The organism is Sphingobacterium siyangense (assembly GCF_023277505.1).
Lineage (GTDB): Bacteria > Bacteroidota > Bacteroidia > Sphingobacteriales > Sphingobacteriaceae > Sphingobacterium > Sphingobacterium siyangense.
Window position 1 is genome coordinate 5192110 of sequence record NZ_CP080574.1, and the last position, 16399, is coordinate 5208508.

Genomic DNA, 16399 nt, shown 5'->3' on the forward strand with positions numbered 1-16399 from the left:
TAATAGCTAAGAAAATCCTCTTCCGATGAGATCAGTCTTAAAACAAAAAGCTGCATATGCAGCTTTTGTCGTTATTTAATTATTTCTTCAATTTCGCGGATAATCTTCTGCGCGATCTGCTCAGCAGCTTCAGGCGTAGGTCCCTCCGAGTAAATCCGAATAATCGGTTCGGTATTCGATTTACGTAAATGAACCCATTCATTTTCAAAGTCTATTTTCAATCCATCGATTGTTGAATGGTCTTCATTTTTATATTTTTCCTCCATTTTGGCCAATAGGTTATCAATGTCCAATTCCGGAGTCAGTGTAATCTTGTTTTTTGACATAAAGTACTGCGGTAAAGAGGCACGGTATTCGGAGGCTTTTTTACCAAGTTTAGCCAGATGTGTCAAGAAGATCGCTACCCCTACCAGTGCATCACGGCCATAGTGAGATGCAGGATAGATAACACCGCCGTTTCCTTCTCCACCAATTACCGCATCGACTTCCTTCATCTTTGTAACCACGTTGACTTCACCAACAGCAGCGGCATAATATTCGCCACCATGTGCTTTAGTCACATCACGCAGTGCGCGTGTAGAAGATAAATTAGAAACTGTATTTCCTTTTTTATGCTGCAATAAATAATCTGCTACTGCCACTAAGGTATATTCTTCACCAAATAACTCACCATCCTCCATCATAAAGACCAATCGATCTACATCTGGATCCACAGCAATCCCTAAATCAGCTTTATTTTCAATAACCGCAGCCGATAGATCCGTCAGATTCTCTTTTAATGGCTCGGGATTATGCGGAAACTGACCATTCGGCTCACAATGGATTTTATAGATTGTCTGCACACCAAGCGCATCCAATAAGGCAGGTATAAATGTACCACCTGTACTGTTTACGGCATCCAAAGCAACTTTAAAATTAGCGGCTTTAATAGCCTCCTTATCAACATATTCCAACGCCAATACAGCGTCTACATGTTTTTGTAAATATGAATAGTCTTTATGAACCTGTCCTAATGCTTCAACTTCGGAAAAATCAAAGTCTAAGGATTCACCAAGGGCCAATACCTCTTGCCCTTCGGCATCTGAAATAAATTCGCCCTTTGCATTCAGTAACTTTAGCGCATTCCATTGACCTGGATTGTGTGAAGCAGTCAAAATAATACCACCAGCAGCTTTTTCCATAGGTACAGCGATCTCTACCGTTGGCGTTGTTGAAAGACCTAAATCAACCACATCAACACCAATGCTTTGCAAGGTACCAATCACCAAATTACTTACCATCTCACCAGAAACACGCGCATCTCTTCCAACAACAATTTTTTTGATACCACTCTGCTTAACAATTATTTTGCCATAAGCAGCTGTAAACTTAACGATATCTATTGGGGTAAGTGCCTCTCCAGCACGCCCGCCTATCGTACCTCGTATTCCTGATATTGATTTAATTAAAGTCATTTCTTTTGAATTGATTAACGTGTAAATTTAGCACAATGGCAATAAAATATCGAATTAAAATTATAATTAATGAATATTTAACGTATATTTGTTGCAACAAAGTTGTTTTTAAAAGAAACAACCGTTTGCAATGAAATTATTTTTACTTTTGAAAAGTGAGTTTTTAAAGTTTAGGAATTTCATTGTCATCAGCAACATTTATGATTCAACAATTAGTACACATCGATCAAGAGATTTTTCTGGCCATTAATCAGGGCTTGAGTAACCCCGTGTTTGATTGGTTATTGCCTATACTACGCAATCCATATACCTGGGCCCCCTTGTATTTATTTCTGATCATATTTTTCATAAAGACCTATGGAAAAACGGGAATTCTAATTGTTGCCATGACCTTGGTTACCTTCGGAATTTCCGATGGTATATCATCTCATTTGATCAAAAAGACTGTAAAAAGGATTAGACCATGTAACGACGTGGAGTTTAAAGAAAATGTCAACATCCGGGTGCGATGCGGCTCCGGCTTTAGCTTTACCTCCTCTCATGCGGCCAATCATTTTTCCCTTGCTTTTTTCTGGATTGTACTTTTCCGGAGAAGATGGAAACATGTGCTTTGGCTTTGTATTACCTGGGCAACCCTAATTTCAGTCTCTCAAATTTATGTTGGTGTCCATTACCCGTTTGATGTCCTCTGTGGTTCAGCCTTAGGTATCCTGGTTGGATTGGCAACAGGCTACTTATTCAAACGGTTTGTGCCTAGCTTTTTTAAAACTGAACACGTATAATGAATTCAATTTTATTGATTTTAATTTTATTCATACCTGCATTTGCAAGTGGAATTGCTGTATTTTTTGTACAAAAGAAAGGAACCAGTTTCCTTAAACTCATCCTTTCTTTCAGTGGAGCCTATTTATTCTCTATTACGGTACTGCACCTCATTCCGCATGTCTATCAGTCTAACAATACTTCACCTGAGGTATTGGGTATTTATGTGCTTGCTGGATTTCTTTTCCAGCTCTTTCTTGAACAGTTCTCCCAAGGGATCGAGCATGGCCATATCCATACCGACAATGATCACGACCACCACAATCATCGTTTTCCAATAGGTATTATGTTCAGTCTATGTCTTCATGCTTTCCTTGAAGGCATGCCACTCGCGGCAACACATCAGACTGAACTTGCACTAGGCATATCCATCCACCACATTCCGGCGGCATTTGCATTGGGAAGTATTCTAATAAGCACGCATTTAAAGAAAAACACCATCCTCATTACACTAGCTTTATTTGCAGCAATGACCCCTTTTGGCTTTTTGCTGAGCAAAGCCATCAGTGCAGGTGAAGTAGGCAATATCCAGCAATATTTTGATAAAATCATGGCCGTGGTTATTGGTATCTTCTTGCACATATCGACAACGATACTTTTTGAATCGGGCTCAATTGACCATCATAAATTCAATAAAAAGAAAATGATTGCTGTGATAGCCGGTGTTGCTATTGCACTCGGAAGTTTCTTATTTGTCGGAGAACATGATCATGGGCACGATCAGCATCAACAACCGCATGATCATGAACATCATGACCATGCGCATTAATTTCTTTAGCCGCGAAGTTTATCCAACAGTGCACTTAAAGTCATTGCCTCTTCTTCGCTAATTCGATCGGGTAAAAGATCCTTCATCAACATATCCTCATCTAAACTCTTAAGAATCTCGAGGCCCTTCTCAGTGATAACCAAATCCACTGCCCTTTTATCACCACCCGATTGACAACGTGAAACCAATTCTTTGGAAACCATGCGATCAATCATACGCGAAATATCTGGTGTAGTGCTCAACATTCTTGATTTAATCAGATTATTGGTTGCAGGCTTGGGATATTGGCCCCTCAATATGCGCAAGACATTAAACTGTTTCAAAGTGATTCCTTCTTTGGCAGCACGCTGTTCAAGCTCATTGTTAATCCAATTGTACGTGTAAAGAATATTTACCGTACAACGATGCCATTCATTGCTGAATTTACTTACTTTGATTTCGTCCTCAATCTTCATTCTGGTTGATAATTAATCGTTCTGAATAGTAAAGATAGCTGTTTTTTACTAAATACATAACTATGACATTAGAATCATTCTAAATGGTAGAAATTCTGTATATTTGAAGAATTCAAAAAAAACAGGCAGATGCGTAATAGAACTAGCTTAGATAAGCTAAAAAAAGGGGAAAAAGCGGTAATTATAGATTTTGATTCACACGAAATTCCAGCTAAATTTTTCGAATTGGGGTTTATACCCGGTACTGAAGTAGAGGTGAAACATATCGCACCTTTGGACGGTCCTATATGTCTAAATATTAGTGCTAATAACGCCTTAATTGCTATCCGCAAATCAGAAGCTAAAGTCATCCTTATTGATCAGAAATAATGAATAACCCGATTATTGCACTTTTGGGTAATCCAAATGTGGGTAAAACATCTCTATTTAACCGGATTACAAAATTAAATCAGAAAGTAGGAAATTATCCCGGTATTACGGTCGAAAAACGTGAGGGGCAAGTTAAAGCCAACAACAAAGTTTATCGTATTATTGACTTACCGGGCACATATACCCTGTTCCCAAGTTCATTGGACGAAGAAGTTGTTTTCAACACTTTAGTCAATAAAGAAAGCAGTTTCAGACCAAACCTCGTCGTTGTCGTCGCTGAACCTACGAACCTAAAACGGTCTATTATTCTTTATCAACAAGCCCGGGAACTCGGTCTGCCGGCCATCTTTGTCATCAATATGATCGATGAAGCCAAAGAAAAAGGAATTACAATCGATGTTCAAAAACTTGAACACCTATTAAATACTAAAGTATACGAAACCAATGCACGTACGGGGCAAGGTATCGATCAGCTGATCAAAAACTTTGATGCTGTTCCGCCCATGTATATCAGCAAATTCAGTCTACCAACGGAAGCTGATGCAGCATTAGAGGAAACTAAACGTCTTTTCCCATTAGATACGGAATACCACACCTGGCAATACCTGGCCAAAGGCGAAGTATCCTTTTTATCGAAGGAAAAAAATCAGGCTATTCAGCAAATCCGTGAAAAATATCAATTGCGGGCCGAGAAGCTGCAAAAAGACGAAGCCATATTGCGCAGTAAATCCCTAGATAGCAGCCTTGCTGAAATCTATGTAAAGGATGAATCCGCGAATAAAAACAAAACCAATACGATTGATAGCATCCTGCTTCACCCAATCTTTGGTTATGTCATCTTCTTTGGTATCCTCTTTTTAATCTTCCAGGCAATTTATACCTGGTCTGGACCAGCCATGGATTTTATCGATGGCTTATTTGGTGATCTTGCAGCCTATACGCAACCAGCACTTCCTGCAGGACCTCTGACCGATTTGCTCAGCAATGGTATTATCAAAGGTATTGGCGGGATTGTAATCTTCATTCCACAGATTGTTATTTTATACATCTTTATCTCGATCATGGAAGAAACGGGCTATATGAGCCGTGTTGTTTTCCTGATGGACCGCTGGCTGCGTCCCTTTGGTCTAAATGGAAAATCAGTGATTCCATTGATTTCCGGAGTGGCCTGTGCTGTTCCTGCGGTCATGTCTGCACGTAACATCGAAAATAGCAAAGAAAGACTGGTCACTATTCTGGTAACACCTTTTATGACCTGCTCAGCACGTCTCCCTATTTATATCGTTCTGATCGGACTGGTGATACCGGACACGAAATTAGGAGGCTTTCAAATACAAGGGATTGTATTGTTTGTGATGTACCTGCTTGGCATATTCGCCGCTTTGCTATCCGCGATTATCCTGACCAAAGTCATCAAATCAAAACACAAATCATTTCTCATCTTTGAACTCCCCACCTATAAGACTCCGGATTGGAAAAATGTAGCCTTAAATGTCTGGGAAAAAGCATCAAGCTTTGTCTTCGGCGCAGGTAAAATTATTTTAGCCATTTCTGTTATACTCTGGGCATTAGGTAGTTTTGGTCCAAACGACAAATTTAGCCAAGCAGAAGAATATGTATCAAAAAATAACCCCAACCTGTCCGAAGCAGATTTGGAGCATGAAGTTTCATCTTATCGTCTGGAACACTCCTTCCTTGGTTATCTTGGCATGGCTATTGAACCTGTTGTTGAACCATTGGGCTATGACTGGAAGATGGGCATAGGTCTCATTTCTTCCTTTGCTGCCCGAGAAGTGTTTGTGGGCACAATGGCGACAGTATATAGCCTTGGTGACGAAGTGGATATCGAAGATGAAGCATCTAAAACAACGGTATTAGGCAAAATGAAAAGCGAAATTAACCGGAATACCGGTTTACCGGCTTACAATTTAGCTTCCGGTGTATCCTTATTACTGTTCTATGCTTTTGCTATGCAATGTATGAGTACAATTGCGGCAGTAAAAAGGGAAACAGGCTCATGGAAATGGACTTTAATACAGCTTGGTTTCATGACAGGTTTGGCCTATTTCAGTGCCTTAATTGCTTATCAACTTTTAAAATAAAAAGCTATGGATAATTTAACAGTACAATATCTCATCGTAGGAATTCTCGTTTTGGCGGCTGTATGGTATGTCGTTAAAAATGTCCGAAAATCATTAAAGGGCAAGTCGAGCTGCTCGAAAGGCTGTGGATGCGACTGCAGCGTAGAAAAAACACAAAAAGCAAATTAATTTATCTTTTTGAGTAGCATTTGCAAATAAGATTTCGTTATTAGCTAGAGTGGCCAAAAATCACACTAGCTACTAATTCATAAAGCGCCGTATTTTCAAATTACGGCGCTTTCTATTTCTTAACCAAAAACATTGCTCCCCCCATAGTTTATAAAAAAACAACGAAATACATTAAAACCACAACAGAATGTGCACAAATACCTAAGTGTTTTATTAACTTTATGCGCTTAGGGCAAAAGATGCACTGGGAGCCACGTTATTCGTCGGCACATCATACAGCGGCAGCAATTTTGACCAATTCGATTCTGGTACGGAGTAAAGTCTTCACAGGTTTCCCCTGCCAAGGATCGGTCAAAACAGACTAGTAACCGTATTAACCATACACATGGAGAAACAGAACAATAAGGAAGAATTAAAAAGAGGACTTCAAAATAGACATATTCAATTAATTGCCCTGGGTGGTGCAATTGGTACGGGTTTATTTCTAGGTATCGGAAAGGCTGCCACACTAGCTGGGCCGGCAGTTATACTCGGCTATGCTTTCGCTGGAATTATTGCTTTTTTTATTATGCGCCAATTGGGCGAGATGGTCGTTGAGGAACCTGTTTCAGGAAGTTTTAGCTACTTCGCCAATAAATATTGGGGGTCTTTTGCAGGTTATGCTTCGGGCTGGAACTATTGGGTCCTGTATATCTTGGTGAGCATGGCCGAACTCACAGCGATAGGTGTTTATGTGCAGTTCTGGTGGCCAGAAATACCTCTATGGGCATCAAGTTTATTTTTCTTCTTTGCAATCAACGCCCTTAATCTTGCCTCTGTCAAAATTTATGGCGAGACTGAATTTTGGTTTTCTATCATTAAGGTTATTGCGATCATCGCAATGATAGTTTTCGGTGTATACTTACTGGTAAGCGGTACTGGAGGTGAGCAGGCAAGTCTCAGCAACCTGACTTCACATGGCGGTTTTTTCCCAAAAGGCTGGTTTAGCGAAACATCGGATGGCAATTTTGAAGGTCTCCTTTCGGCCATGGCATTGATTATGTTTTCTTTCGGTGGTCTAGAGTTGGTTGGTATTACTGCTGCAGAAGCCGAACATCCCGAAAAGAACATCCCCAAAGCGACCAACCAGGTGATCTATCGGATCTTGATCTTTTATGTAGGTGCACTCATTATTCTTTTCTCTTTGACACCGTGGACGAATATCACCGCCGATACAAGTCCTTTTGTACTGGTATTTGACAAACTTAATGGATTTGAATTTACCCTCTTTGGAAAGACTTTCTATTTCACAAAAATTATCGCAAATGCGCTAAATCTCATTGTTCTTACCGCCGCATTATCAGTATATAATAGCAGTGTGTACAGCAACAGCAGAATGCTATATGGACTGGCAGAACAGGGGAATGCCCCTCGTTTTCTTTCGAAACTCAACAAGAATCATGCGCCTATTAACGCAATTTTGGTCTCGGCACTGTTCGCTGCGATCTGTGTATTTATCAACTATATTGCGCCGAAAAATGCCTTGGAGATCTTGATGTCGCTTGTGGTATCTTCACTGATTATAAACTGGGTCATGATTTCCATTACACATTTGTATTTCAGAAAAAATAAACTCGATGCCCACTTGCGGACCAAGTTCCCATCCTTTCTATATCCCCTAAGTAACTATATCTGTCTGATCTTTTTGATCGCTGTACTTGGCATCATGTGGATCACAGGAATGAAACTTCCGGTAGAATTGATCCCCGCTTGGCTTATATTACTCTATGTGAGTTATGTTTTGATCAAAAGAAAGAAATCTTAGTTCACAGAACCTCGATCTTATCAATAAAAAAAGCCTGATTCATTGCATGAGTAAGGCTTTTTTGCTAAAATTTAAAGCGGGTATTCCTCCCCGAGAATAGCAAATTCATAATTATCGCTCCAACCATCTTTTAACGGCAAAATTTTGCGTCTGCGGGCCTCTTTGACCATGCCGACTTTCTCCATTACTTTAGCGGAAGCGATATTTTCAACCGCACAACCGCCCTCAATTCTATGAAAATTAAGTTCCTTGAAACCAAATGTCAGGATTCGGTTCAATGCCTCTGTTGCATAGCCCTTCTTCCACATTGTCGGAACAAGCTTAAACCATACTTCTGCATTTCGATAGCGTAGCTTGACAACGCTGATATTAATTAGACCAATAAACTCCTTTCCTTCTAGAGTTTCTATATAAAAGGTATAATCCTTTCGGACATCGGATTCATGGATTTGCGCTGACCAAGCTTCCACCATTTGCGCCGTATGGGCTATTCCATCCGGAAATCCACTCGGATTAAACAATGCAGATTCAGGGTACATTAATAGGGAATGGATATTTTCCAAATCTATTTTCTCTACGGATCTGAGCTTGAGCCGTTCTGTTTTAATTTCCATTTTTAAAATTACACAAATGGCTTATTTTCTGCTGCCATTTGACACTAATAACTAAAACAATCCCAGCTGTGTGCCTGCATCGGGTAAGCGAAAAAGATCCCTTCTCAAGGATGGGAGCGTCCCATTATTCATATATTTCTTGACAGAAAGCTTGAATAAATGCTGTAAACTCTCGGCCATATGACCATCCCCTTTTATCCTCCGCCCGAAATCGGTATCGTTAATTTTTCCACCATGACAGGCTTCAATCCAATGTAATACCTTCTCAGCACGGTCAGGGTAGTTCTGATAGAGCCAATCCTTAAAGATACCACCGATCTGTCCATTGAGCCGCACAATGGTATAAGAGGCTGTAATTGCTCCCGCATCTGCCCCCGAACGAATCAGATCTGAAATCTCATCACTATTGATCCCCGGAACAATGGGTGCCATCATCAGCATGACGGGTACACCAATCCCTGTCAATCCCTCGATCAGTTTCAACCGGGCCGATGCCGTTGCAGTACGGGGTTCCATTTTCTGACGTACCTCCTCGCGCAACGAATTGATGGTTACTGCAACGGAAACCAGATTGCGTGCTGCAAGCTCACGCAACAGATCAAAATCCCGCCGCATCAGTACATTTTTGCTGATGATAGAGACCGGATGCTGGTATTTGAGCATCAATTCTAAAAGCGAGCGTGTGATACCCAGCTTCCGTTCAATAGGTTGGTAACAGTCTGTATTGCCGGAAAGCATAATCAAATCGGGCTGATAGCTCGATTTTCTAAACTCCTGTTCGAGAAGCTGAGCGGCGTTATGTTTTACCAAGATCTTACGCTCAAAATCCAATCCTGCACTAAAACCCCAATACTCATGCGAATTGCGCGCATAACAGTAAATACACCCATGTTCACAGCCCTGATAGGGATTAATGGATCTTTCAAAACGGAGATCCGGACTATTTGACTTGGAAATAATGGATTTTGGATGAGTCGGAATAAATTGTGTTTTTTCGGCCCCCAAAAACTCCTCATCCAACCCTTCAACATGCTCCTGCACGTATTGGTTAGAAAAAAATTTGTTATTGGGATTGATCTGTGCCCCTCTACCCTTAAAATATTCTGACGAATTCATAAGTTAAAATTACTAAAATTATTAGCAATAACAAATTAAGATTTCTCAATCTTTATAGCGGAAAGTGAATATCTTCGAGTTTGAAGCCCAGATAAGTCGCATTTTAAACCAAATAAAAATCCCTATACTGTAAAGACAGTATAGAGATTAAAATTCTTATGCTAGATCTCAGTCCAGCTTCTTCTTATTTCATTAAGAAACCACCACCGAGTAGATCATTGCCTTCATAAAAAACGGCCGATTGTCCAGGAGCAATACCCTTCACATTGTGTACAAAATCAATGCGTACTTTATCGCCTTCTTGGGAGATGGTCGACAAAGCACCAGAATCTTTATAACGTACCTTTGAAATTGCTTCCATCGGTTGATCCAGTCCGGCATATTTCACAAAGTTCACATTGCGAACATAGGCATGTGACTTTTCAAGTTCGTGTTCTTCACCCAATACCACCGTATTACTTTCTGGAAGGATTTCGATCACAAACATCGGTTTACCTAAGGCAATACCTAAGCCTTTACGTTGACCGATGGTGAAATAAGGGTAGCCAATATGTTTACCGACGACGGTACCATCGGAAAGGATAAAATTACCTGGACCAATTTGTTGATCCAATGTTGGCACCTTATGTCTCAAAAACGCACGGTAGTCGTTGTCAGGAACGAAACAGATTTCATAACTTTCAGACTTATTGGCCAATTCTTTTTGTCCCATATCCAAAGCCATCTGACGAATTTCCTTTTTCGTGAAAGATCCTAAAGGGAACTGCGTCCGCGCAAGGTTTTCTTGAGACACACCCCATAGAACGTAAGATTGATCTTTATTTTCATCCTTACCTTTTGATATCACATAGCGACCATTGTCGTGCATACGGATATTGGCATAGTGCCCGGTAGCGATAAATTCACAGTCCAATTTGTCAGCACGTTTCATTAAAGCCTCCCATTTGATGTGGGTATTACACAATACGCATGGGTTAGGCGTGCGTCCAGCAATATATTCTTCTACAAAATTATCAATCACAAAATCTCCAAACTCATCACGTATATCTAATATATAATGAGGGAAACCATAGTTTACGGCTAATGTACGAGCGTCATTGATACTATCAAGGCTACAACATCCGGTCTCTTTCGACGAACCACCTGCGGATGCATAATCCCATGTCTTCATCGTGATACCGATAACTTCATATCCTTGTTCGTGGAGCATGACAGAAGCAACGGAGCTATCTACCCCTCCACTCATTGCAACTAAAACTCTTCCTCTTTTACTCATCTCTAATTATTGAAATGCAAAGATACAGCTTATTCCTTTTCCTATATGTTAGTTTCTTGTAATTTTATCTCGATCAAAATCAACACGTTCGAAAAAAGTATAAAAATAATCTCCATAAAAGTTTTAGAATTCAAATTATCGGACTATATTTGCATCGCAATAGGGGAACAAACCCATAGCAAAAAGCGGTGCCATAGCTCAGCTGGTAGAGCAAAGGACTGAAAATCCTTGTGTCCCTGGTTCGAACCCAGGTGGCACCACGCTTCAATCTGATGATCACAGATTTAAATAAAAGGTCAACTGGTGCCATAGCTCAGCTGGTAGAGCAAAGGACTGAAAATCCTTGTGTCCCTGGTTCGAACCCAGGTGGCACCACAAAAAAAGCTTGTTCATTGAACAGGCTTTTTTTGTTTTAGCTAACTGCATTTCATACAACTTCCCCTTCGTCTTCGCTATGTAGAACATTCACCATACCACTACTACCCGAGTTCGATGGGAGGTGTTTTCATTGATTGAAGGGCAATATCAAAAAACGCTCATGGATTTTGGAAATGAACAAAGTTGTCTCTTTAAAAACCACACAAGTTTAATTTCCAAAATCCAATCGCTGCTCTGCTACGATTCAGCAATAATAGAGCGATCCAGATGCACATAGCCACCGTCCACATGAATCAATTGGCCAGTTGTATGACTTGACTTGTTAGACAGCAAAAAGACTGTTGTATCGGCTATTTCTTCTGCTGTCGTCATGCGATGCTCCAATGGAATGCGATCCGTAATTTTCTTCAACGTCTCCTCCGGATTCGATAAGGTTTGAATCCAGGTATCGTATTGCGGAGTGGCACATTCTGCCACGATAATGGCATTTACACGAATCGAGTAAGGTAACAATTCTACAGCCCACTCGCGTGTAAGCGCATTGCGTCCGCCATTGGATGCCGCATAAGCCGAGGTATTCCCCTGTCCTGTTTCGCCAGTTTTGGACGAAATATTCACAATACTGCCCTTAGAAGCTTTCAATGCATCCAAGGCATGATGTGCCATCAGATAGTAGTGAATTAAGTTCTTATGCAGAGAAACAACAAATTTTTCATAATTACCTGATGCTAATCCGACACCATCATTTTGCCCAGCATTATTCACCAAACCATCGATACGGCCATATACTTCCAATGTTTTTTGGACTGCTCGTTCACAATCTTCGGGTTTAGATAACTCTGCTTCAATACAGAGTGCATCCACACCAAATTGCTTGATTTCTTGCTTGACTTTTTCATTATCCGCCTGTTTACGGCCAACAATGACCGGAATAGCCTGTTCTTTAGCTAAGGCATGAACTACGGCCCGCCCGATACCTTTTGCTCCGCCGGTAACAATAACAACTTTATCTCTTAAATGAAGATCCATAATACTTTTATTGAATGGTTTGTTTCATTGATTGTGCTTAACATTCGCAACAATGAACTCGTTCTCTGGTTATTGATTAATTTTATATTGACGTTATTCAGCCCATTTATCCGGCTTCTTGGCCAATAAAAAACTTCAGCATGTTATTTTTCCCTTTCATAACATACTGAAGTTTTTCCTTTTAAAGATTATATACACGTATAGCGTTCTCTGCCCAAAATGCGTTCTTCTCTGCAGCTGTAAATTGCCCTAGTTTATCTTCAACTATGGCAATACTTTCTTCATAAGATGCCGCCAATAGACATACCGGCCAATCTGACCCATACATAATGCGCTCCTTTCCAAAACGTGCAAAGATATGCTCCAGATATTGTTTAAAATCATCAAGCTTCCATCCCTCCCAATCGGCCTCTGTGGCAAGTCCAGAAACTTTACATACAACATTCGGAAAAGCCGATAGCGCATCAATAAACGCTGCCCACTCATCAAATGCTTTCGACTTGATTGGCGGTTTGGCAATATGATCCAACACAAATTGTAGATTTGGATTTTGCTGCACACAATCTAGCGTTGCTACATAATGACGTGGACGGATGAGCAGATCATAAGTATAACCATAATCTGCCAATGCCTTCAGTCCATTTAGTACGGCAGGGCGGATAAGAAAATCAGGATCCGCTTCTCCTTCAACAATATGACGAAATCCTTTGATGACGGTATCTGATTGATAGGCATCCAACTGTTGTCGAATATCTGCTGCTTGAAGATCAATCCAGCCCACAACGCCTTTAATAAAAGGATAATCATTAGCCAGCTGAACCAAATAAGCAGTCTCTTCTTTGGATTGATCTGCCTGAACAGCAACACTCCCTCCGAATCCATTTCGTTCAAGCACAAACTGAATATCCAAAGGGCTGAAATCACGTCTTATGACCTGCATTTCTTCGGTAATCCAACGATCTCTAATTGGGTCGAATTTCCAGAAATGCTGATGGGTATCTATACGCATAATAAAATGAAAACCTGATGAGCAATTAATTTTTTGAATACGCTACAACAGTCTGACGGGACTCCCCAAGACCATCTGCTCCTAACTCGATAACATCACCGGGTTTCAAGTAAATCGGTGGATTAAATCCTAACCCAACACCTGCAGGTGTACCTGTTGAAATAACGTCGCCAGGCAACAAGGTCATAAATTTAGACACATACGATACCACATGTGCTACCGAGAAGATCAAATCCTTGGTATTGCCATCCTGATAGGTTTTTCCGTTTACCTTTAACCATAGGCGCACATTGTTGATATCTTTGATTTCCTCTTTTGTCGCCATGAAGGGTCCCATTGGCGCGAAAGTATCACATCCTTTTCCTTTATCCCAGGTACCGCCACGCTCCAACTGATACTCACGTTCGGAAACATCATTGTGCAACACATAACCAACTACATAATCTAAGGCCTCATGCTCTTCTACATAAGAGGCTTTTTTGCCGATCACGATACAGAATTCCACTTCCCAATCTGTTTTTAAAGAATCTTTAGGAATCATGACATTATCGTATGGCCCTACCAACGAAGTGGTCGATTTCATAAAGATGATCGGTTCAGCAGGAATAGGTGCGTTGGTTTCCTTTGCATGGTCTAAATAGTTCAATCCAATACAAACAATTTTGGATGGGCGGGCAAAAGGTGCTCCGATACGCTCGTCTTGAGGAACTTCAATCAACTTACCTTCATTTGCCTTCACAAATTCTTCTAAACGAGCTACACCATCCTCAGCAAAGAATTGTTCATTGTAATCACCACCAAATGCGCTTACATCGTAATTTACACCATCGATCTGAACACCGATTTTCTCTTTGCCTTGAGCTCCAAAACGTATTAATTTCATTTTTATAGTATTGAGATAATAGATATTTTATTTTTAGCTTTTTAATTGTTCAATTTAATAAAACCACCGTCAATTGGATAGTCATTCCCAGTAATAAAGCCCGCGTCGTCACTACACAGAAAAAGTGCTAATTTGGCAATTTCCTCCGGTTGTGCCATTCGGCCTATTGGCTGGCTTGCTGATAATTTTTCAAACATTTCTTCCTCTTTTCCAGGATAGTTTTTTGCGATAAATCCATCGACAAATGGCGTATGTACACGTGCAGGCGAAATGCTATTGCAACGAATACCGTATGCCATGTAATCCCTTGCAACAGACATTGACATCGCGTAAATAGCACCTTTGCTCATCGAATAAGCAAAACGATCCGTGATACCAACCCATGCAGCGATGGATGCTAGATTAAGGATTGCTCCAGAACCTTGCGCTTTCATCATCGGCACGATAGCATGCAATGCATTATAAGCGCCCTTAACATTCACATTAAAAACACGCTCAAAATCTTCTGATTGACAATTTTCCAAATTACCAACATGAGCAATACCTGCATTATTTACTAAAATATCAATTTTTCCGATATTTTGTGCTATAGCAGTAATTTCTTGCTGATCAGTTACATTACAACGATTAAACACGGCCTGACCACCCAAAGCCAAGATCTCATCAACCACCGCATTACCACCGTCTTCATTCAAATCCAGAATATGAACTTTTGCTCCTTCTGCAGCAAATTGCAGACTGATCGCACGGCCTATCCCACTACCACCACCGGTAATTACAGCTACTTTTTGTTCTAATTTTCCCATTGTTATTTAATTGTTAATGTCAATACCAAATCTGCTTCATCTGTCGATGTTGGCAAATCCACGCGTAGACTATTGTTCTTATGACTAAACTTAATCTCTTTCTTTCCGATAAATGTGCTTACTTTTTTCACTTGATAAGGCAGGTTATTGATCAACAATTCCTTTTTATCCGTTTTAAACACATGTAGATACACCTGGTTTCCTTTTTTTGTCAACGCATAATCGTCTGTTGGCGACACCGCTCCCCCCTCTGTTCCATAGATTGTTTCACCATAAAGCGATAGCCATTTTCCAAGTTCTTTCAAACGCTCCTGTTGATAGTCCTGAATCTCACCGTTCGGCATTGGACCTACATTGAGCAATAAATTGGAGCCATGACCAGCTGCCTTGACCAGGTATTTCAGCACTTCCTGAAAAGATTTTCGTGTCCGATCTTTCAGTTCAAATCCCCACGATCCAGCAATTGTTCCACATACTTCCTTCGGTAATATCCCAACATCATGTGCTTTCGTGCCGAACCCAGTGGTATTCTCCCCAGGTAAATCACGTTCGAACATCTGAAAATCTTCACCTTCAAATGGTGCCAAATGGTGATTGTTACCCACCAAACATTGTGGCTGTAACTTATGAATCAATTCATAGATTTCTTTGAAATGCCAATCTTCATTGGGCTTGTCCCAATGACCATCAAACCAAATCCCATCGATGTTGCCATAATTGCTCAACAGCTCCGTTAATTGGCTTTTCATAAACTGGACATAATGATTCCAATCCCCTTTTGTTGAATCGCGGCCCGCAATGCCGCCGCCCGTTTTACCAACGGGTAGATAATCATCCCGGTGCCAATCCAAAAGTGAATAGTAGAACATCACTTTTATCCCTTCAGCATGGCAAGCTTCCACCAACTCTTTCACAATATCGCGTTTGAAGGGCGATTTCTTCACCACGTTATAATCCGAAATCTGGCTATCCCACATCGAAAACCCATCATGATGCCTGGTAGTAAAGGTGATATACTTTGCTCCGGCCTGTTTAAATAACTTCGCCCATTCTTTCGCATTGAAGGAAATTGGATTGAAAAATTTAGGCAGCAATGCATATTCATCCAAACTGATATTTTGGTTATTCATGACCCATTCACCATCTCCCAGCACACTATATACCCCCCAATGGATAAAAACACCAAACCGAGATTGTTCAAACCATTCCCTATTTTTTAAATTTTCGGGACTCGGTTGATAATGTTGCTGGCTATAGCTCGCGGATACAGATCCCATCAGCAAGGCCAAACCACAGATTACATGTTTAAGTTTCATATGTAAATAATTAGTTGTCATGGATTTTC

16 protein-coding genes and 2 tRNA genes are annotated in these 16399 nt (G+C 40.6%); 8 read left to right on the forward strand and 10 right to left on the reverse strand.

The genetic code is table 11. The features are described from left to right. Positions 1 to 71: 71 nt before the first annotated feature. A complete protein-coding gene (glmM, locus tag K2F45_RS21845; RefSeq protein ID WP_120336231.1) occupies positions 72 to 1454 on the reverse strand; it encodes a phosphoglucosamine mutase in 1383 nt (460 codons plus the stop codon). 200 nt (positions 1455 to 1654) lie between these two features. Here glmM and K2F45_RS21850 point away from each other — a divergent pair, with 200 nt between their 5' ends. Both K2F45_RS21850 and K2F45_RS21855 read left to right on the forward strand, forming a co-directional pair. Beyond that, positions 1655 to 2236 (forward strand): phosphatase PAP2 family protein, encoded by a 582-nt coding sequence (locus K2F45_RS21850; RefSeq protein WP_075993913.1) that lies wholly within the window; start codon positions 1655 to 1657, stop codon positions 2234 to 2236. Continuing rightward, on the forward strand, positions 2236 to 3045 hold the full coding sequence (locus K2F45_RS21855) for a ZIP family metal transporter (protein WP_075993914.1): 810 nt from the start codon (positions 2236 to 2238) through the stop codon (positions 3043 to 3045). The genes K2F45_RS21850 and K2F45_RS21855 overlap by 1 nt, the downstream gene beginning before the upstream one ends. A 5-nt stretch (positions 3046 to 3050) precedes the next feature. Here K2F45_RS21855 and K2F45_RS21860 read toward each other — a convergent pair whose 3' ends face one another. Then, positions 3051 to 3500, reverse strand: a complete 450-nt coding sequence (locus tag K2F45_RS21860; protein ID WP_075993915.1) for a MarR family winged helix-turn-helix transcriptional regulator — start codon at positions 3498 to 3500, stop codon at positions 3051 to 3053. 129 nt (positions 3501 to 3629) lie between these two features. On the opposite strand from K2F45_RS21860, the gene K2F45_RS21865 reads away from it, so the two are divergent. The 4 genes from K2F45_RS21865 (at position 3630) to K2F45_RS21880 (ending at position 7943) form a co-directional block, all read left to right on the forward strand. Continuing rightward, on the forward strand, positions 3630 to 3869 hold the full coding sequence (locus K2F45_RS21865) for a FeoA family protein (RefSeq protein ID WP_046672175.1): 240 nt from the start codon (positions 3630 to 3632) through the stop codon (positions 3867 to 3869). Next, positions 3869 to 5971, forward strand: a complete 2103-nt coding sequence (feoB, locus tag K2F45_RS21870; RefSeq protein ID WP_248932458.1) for a ferrous iron transport protein B — start codon at positions 3869 to 3871, stop codon at positions 5969 to 5971. Before K2F45_RS21865 ends, feoB begins: the two co-directional genes overlap by 1 nt. Positions 5972 to 5977: 6 nt before the next feature. Beyond that, positions 5978 to 6139 carry a FeoB-associated Cys-rich membrane protein gene (locus K2F45_RS21875; protein WP_075993917.1) on the forward strand — a complete coding sequence of 54 codons (162 nt, stop codon included), beginning with the start codon at positions 5978 to 5980 and terminating at the stop codon, positions 6137 to 6139. Positions 6140 to 6524: 385 nt separating this feature from the next. Then, positions 6525 to 7943 (forward strand): amino acid permease, encoded by a 1419-nt coding sequence (locus K2F45_RS21880; protein WP_075993918.1) that lies wholly within the window; start codon positions 6525 to 6527, stop codon positions 7941 to 7943. 71 nt (positions 7944 to 8014) lie between these two features. On the opposite strand, the gene K2F45_RS21885 is transcribed toward K2F45_RS21880, so the two are convergent. The 3 genes from K2F45_RS21885 to mnmA all read right to left on the reverse strand — a co-directional run bounded on the left by K2F45_RS21885 (position 8015) and on the right by mnmA (position 10949). Further along, positions 8015 to 8557, reverse strand: a complete 543-nt coding sequence (locus tag K2F45_RS21885) for a GNAT family N-acetyltransferase (RefSeq protein ID WP_075993919.1) — start codon at positions 8555 to 8557, stop codon at positions 8015 to 8017. Between the two features lie 51 nt (positions 8558 to 8608). Then, complete coding sequence (locus K2F45_RS21890) at positions 8609 to 9673, reverse strand: PA0069 family radical SAM protein (protein WP_075993920.1); 1065 nt, start codon at positions 9671 to 9673, stop codon at positions 8609 to 8611. Between the two features lie 184 nt (positions 9674 to 9857). Next, complete coding sequence (gene mnmA / locus K2F45_RS21895; protein WP_046672147.1) at positions 9858 to 10949, reverse strand: tRNA 2-thiouridine(34) synthase MnmA; 1092 nt, start codon at positions 10947 to 10949, stop codon at positions 9858 to 9860. A 187-nt stretch (positions 10950 to 11136) separates the two neighbouring features. Between mnmA and K2F45_RS21900 the strand changes: the two genes are divergently transcribed. Continuing rightward, positions 11137 to 11209 (forward strand) — tRNA-Phe (locus K2F45_RS21900). 42 nt (positions 11210 to 11251) lie between these two features. Continuing rightward, a tRNA-Phe gene (locus K2F45_RS21905) sits at positions 11252 to 11324 on the forward strand. A gap of 240 nt (positions 11325 to 11564) precedes the next feature. On the opposite strand, the gene K2F45_RS21910 is transcribed toward K2F45_RS21905, so the two are convergent. The 5 genes from K2F45_RS21910 to K2F45_RS21930 all read right to left on the reverse strand — a co-directional run bounded on the left by K2F45_RS21910 (position 11565) and on the right by K2F45_RS21930 (position 16370). Beyond that, complete coding sequence (locus tag K2F45_RS21910; protein WP_075993921.1) at positions 11565 to 12356, reverse strand: L-fucose dehydrogenase; 792 nt, start codon at positions 12354 to 12356, stop codon at positions 11565 to 11567. A gap of 181 nt (positions 12357 to 12537) precedes the next feature. Further along, positions 12538 to 13365 carry an amidohydrolase family protein gene (locus K2F45_RS21915; RefSeq protein ID WP_075993922.1) on the reverse strand — a complete coding sequence of 276 codons (828 nt, stop codon included), beginning with the start codon at positions 13363 to 13365 and terminating at the stop codon, positions 12538 to 12540. 25 nt (positions 13366 to 13390) lie between these two features. Continuing rightward, a complete protein-coding gene (locus tag K2F45_RS21920) occupies positions 13391 to 14248 on the reverse strand; it encodes a fumarylacetoacetate hydrolase family protein (protein WP_075993923.1) in 858 nt (285 codons plus the stop codon). Positions 14249 to 14289: 41 nt separating this feature from the next. Continuing rightward, positions 14290 to 15054: an SDR family NAD(P)-dependent oxidoreductase gene (locus tag K2F45_RS21925; protein WP_075993924.1), complete on the reverse strand. Its 765-nt coding sequence runs from the start codon at positions 15052 to 15054 to the stop codon at positions 14290 to 14292. 2 nt (positions 15055 to 15056) lie between these two features. Continuing rightward, positions 15057 to 16370 carry an alpha-L-fucosidase gene (locus K2F45_RS21930; protein WP_075993925.1) on the reverse strand — a complete coding sequence of 438 codons (1314 nt, stop codon included), beginning with the start codon at positions 16368 to 16370 and terminating at the stop codon, positions 15057 to 15059. Positions 16371 to 16399: the final 29 nt, after the last annotated feature.

Coding starts and splice junctions, on each gene's coding strand:
- K2F45_RS21920 (WP_075993923.1), bottom strand. CDS start 14,248: ATGAAATTAATACGTTTTGGAGCTCAAGGCAAAGAGAAAATCGGTGTT.
- K2F45_RS21915 (WP_075993922.1), bottom strand. CDS start 13,365: ATGCGTATAGATACCCATCAGCATTTCTGGAAATTCGACCCAATTAGA.
- K2F45_RS21925 (WP_075993924.1), bottom strand. CDS start 15,054: ATGGGAAAATTAGAACAAAAAGTAGCTGTAATTACCGGTGGTGGTAGT.
- feoB (WP_248932458.1), top strand. CDS start 3,869: ATGAATAACCCGATTATTGCACTTTTGGGTAATCCAAATGTGGGTAAA.
- K2F45_RS21885 (WP_075993919.1), bottom strand. CDS start 8,557: ATGGAAATTAAAACAGAACGGCTCAAGCTCAGATCCGTAGAGAAAATA.
- K2F45_RS21910 (WP_075993921.1), bottom strand. CDS start 12,356: ATGGATCTTCATTTAAGAGATAAAGTTGTTATTGTTACCGGCGGAGCA.
- K2F45_RS21930 (WP_075993925.1), bottom strand. CDS start 16,370: ATGAAACTTAAACATGTAATCTGTGGTTTGGCCTTGCTGATGGGATCT.
- K2F45_RS21875 (WP_075993917.1), top strand. CDS start 5,978: ATGGATAATTTAACAGTACAATATCTCATCGTAGGAATTCTCGTTTTG.
- K2F45_RS21855 (WP_075993914.1), top strand. CDS start 2,236: ATGAATTCAATTTTATTGATTTTAATTTTATTCATACCTGCATTTGCA.
- K2F45_RS21860 (WP_075993915.1), bottom strand. CDS start 3,500: ATGAAGATTGAGGACGAAATCAAAGTAAGTAAATTCAGCAATGAATGG.
- K2F45_RS21880 (WP_075993918.1), top strand. CDS start 6,525: ATGGAGAAACAGAACAATAAGGAAGAATTAAAAAGAGGACTTCAAAAT.
- mnmA (WP_046672147.1), bottom strand. CDS start 10,949: ATGAGTAAAAGAGGAAGAGTTTTAGTTGCAATGAGTGGAGGGGTAGAT.
- K2F45_RS21890 (WP_075993920.1), bottom strand. CDS start 9,673: ATGAATTCGTCAGAATATTTTAAGGGTAGAGGGGCACAGATCAATCCC.
- K2F45_RS21865 (WP_046672175.1), top strand. CDS start 3,630: ATGCGTAATAGAACTAGCTTAGATAAGCTAAAAAAAGGGGAAAAAGCG.
- K2F45_RS21850 (WP_075993913.1), top strand. CDS start 1,655: ATGATTCAACAATTAGTACACATCGATCAAGAGATTTTTCTGGCCATT.
- glmM (WP_120336231.1), bottom strand. CDS start 1,454: ATGACTTTAATTAAATCAATATCAGGAATACGAGGTACGATAGGCGGG.